Origin of the sequence: Actinoallomurus acaciae (assembly GCF_042429965.1) — a bacterium.
Lineage (GTDB): Bacteria > Actinomycetota > Actinomycetes > Streptosporangiales > Streptosporangiaceae > Actinoallomurus > Actinoallomurus acaciae.
On sequence record NZ_JBHLZP010000865.1, the window covers coordinates 1 to 2207 of the forward strand.

The 2207-nt window shown below is 73.5% G+C and carries 2 protein-coding genes and 1 pseudogene; 2 read left to right on the plus strand and 1 reads right to left on the minus strand.

The genetic code is table 11. From position 1 onward, the window contains the following. A pseudogene (locus ACFFNX_RS48190) lies at window positions 1–421 on the minus strand (DUF885 family protein); the annotation flags it as partial. A gap of 50 nt (window positions 422–471) precedes the next feature. Here ACFFNX_RS48190 and ACFFNX_RS48195 point away from each other — a divergent pair. Together ACFFNX_RS48195 and ACFFNX_RS48200 are read left to right on the plus strand one after the other, a co-directional pair. Continuing rightward, window positions 472–1293, plus strand: a complete 822-nt coding sequence (locus ACFFNX_RS48195; protein WP_378213150.1) for a serine/threonine-protein kinase — start codon at window positions 472–474, stop codon at window positions 1291–1293. 45 nt (window positions 1294–1338) lie between these two features. Continuing rightward, the coding region (locus ACFFNX_RS48200) for a serine/threonine-protein kinase (protein WP_378213152.1) at window positions 1339–2207 on the plus strand (869 nt) is incomplete at its 3' end.

Below are 2207 nucleotides of genomic sequence, written 5' to 3' on the forward strand. Positions count from 1 at the left end.
GACCCAGCAGCGCCCGGGCGACCGGCGCCGGGACGCGGTCGAGCGTGCGGACGGCGATGTCGGCCGCCTCCGGCCAGCCCGCCAGGTGCCGTGACAGGGCCGCCTCGCGCTCGGCGGCCGGGGCGTACTCCCGGTCGTAACAGGCCAGGTCGAGGGCGTCGAGATGGTCGAGCGGGTTGCGGCGGTGCATCTCCAGCTCGCCGTAGGAGACCCGCAGGAACTCCTCGAACGCCCGCAGGTGTGCCTCGTCATGCGGGTCGTCGAGGGGGTCGCCGGCACCGATCCGGCTCAGGGCGTCCGTCACCCCGGCGGCGGAGTAGTCGGGCAGCCGGCCGTCGTACTCGTGCCGGCCTGCCCCTTCGCGTACCCAGGGCATGAGAAGGTCGCATACCGCGCGGAGCCGCGGAGGCAGATCGTCCATGTCCCGACATTACTCGGAACCCGCGGGCGTGATCTCACGTCGAACCGGTCATGAACGTCATAGGGGTTCGGCATCTGGGCTCCTACGACCTGCTGGAGCCGGTCGGGGAGGGCGCCACGTCCGTCGTGCATCGCGCGATGGACCCTTATCGACGCGTGGTCGCGGTCAAGGAACCACGGGGGGACCTGGCCTGGGACCCGGCGATCCGTCGCCGGCTGGCCCGCGAGGCACAGACGATGGCGCGGGTGCGCAGCCCGTACGTCGCCGAGGTGTTCGACGCCTGCCTGGAGGGGGAGCGGCCGTTCATCGTGACCGAGTTCGTCGCGGGTGTGCCACTGCGCGACCTGGTGGCCAGGTTCGGCCCGATGCGGGGGGAGATGCTGGCCGGGTTCGCCGGGCGGCTCGCGCAGGGCCTCGCGGCGATCCACGGCGCGGGGGTGCTGCACCGCGACCTCAAGCCGGGCAACGTCATGGTGGCGGCGGGCGCACCGAAGATCATCGACTTCGGCATCGCGCAGGAGGCGAGCGCGGCGCAGCACACCCAGGCGGGCGTGTTGACCGGTACGCCCGGCTATGTCGGTCCGGAGCTCATCGACGGCGGGCGGTCGAGCGAGGCCTCCGACGTCTTCTCGTGGGCGGCCACGGTCGCCTTCGCCGCGACGGGCCGGCCGCCCTTCGGCGCCGGGTCGCTGCACGGCGTGTGCTTCCGCGTGCTGCGCGGCGCGGCCGACCTCGACGGTGCGCCCGAGCCGGTCCTGTCGCTGCTGCGGCTCGCCCTGCGGCGCGACCCGGCCGCGCGGCCTTCGGCGGCGTGGCTGGCCGCTCGCCTTACGGTGGGAGAACCGAGCCGCGCATTCGCTGGGATGTCCTGATTGGCTCCTGCTTGACCGCACTTGCACGGGTATCGTGGCGGAACTATGGAGGGGGTAGACACGTCCGGGCAGATGATCGGCCGTTACCGCTTGCTCGAGAAGATCGGGGAAGGCGGGATGGGCGTCGTGCATCTGGCGACCGACGCCCAGGGGCGGCGGGTCGCCGTGAAGGTGCTGCGTCCAGGGGTCGCCTCCGACCAGACCGCGCTGCGCCGGTTGGCGCGCGAGGTGGACTCGATGCGGCGGGTGCGCAGCGCGCACGTCGCCGAGATCGTCGACGCGGACGTGACGGCCGAGCCGCCTTACGTCGTCACCCAGTACGTCCCGGGGCGGACGCTGGAGCAGACCGTGCGCGACCGCGGCCCGCTGGGGGTGCGCGAGCTGCGGCGGCTGTCCACCGGCCTGGCCGACGCGCTCGCCGCGATCCACGGCGCCGGGATCATCCACCGCGACCTCAAGCCCGGCAACGTCATGTTCGCCGAGATCGGCGAGCCGGTCGGCATCGACTTCGGCATCGCGCAGGGCGTCGACGCCACGCGGCTCACCGCGACCGGCCTGGTCATCGGCACCCCCGGCTACCTCGCGCCGGAGATCATCGAGGGGGAGGACGCCGCGGCGCCGGCCGACATCCACTCCTGGGCCAGCACCATCGCGTTCGCCGCCACCGGCCGCGCGCCCTTCGGCGCCGGCACCTTCGAGTCGATCTTCTACAAGATCATGGAGGGCCGGCCCGACCTCGACGGCGTGCCCGCGGCGCTCCTGCCGCTCATCCGCGCCGCGATGTCCCGCAACCCGGCCGAGCGCCCCACCGCGCAGGCTCTCGTCGGCCTGACGTCCCGGCTCGACGTCGAGCGCACGGCGTTCGACGCGCCGCCGGTGCCGCCGCACACCAAGCCGCTGACGGCCGTGGCCGC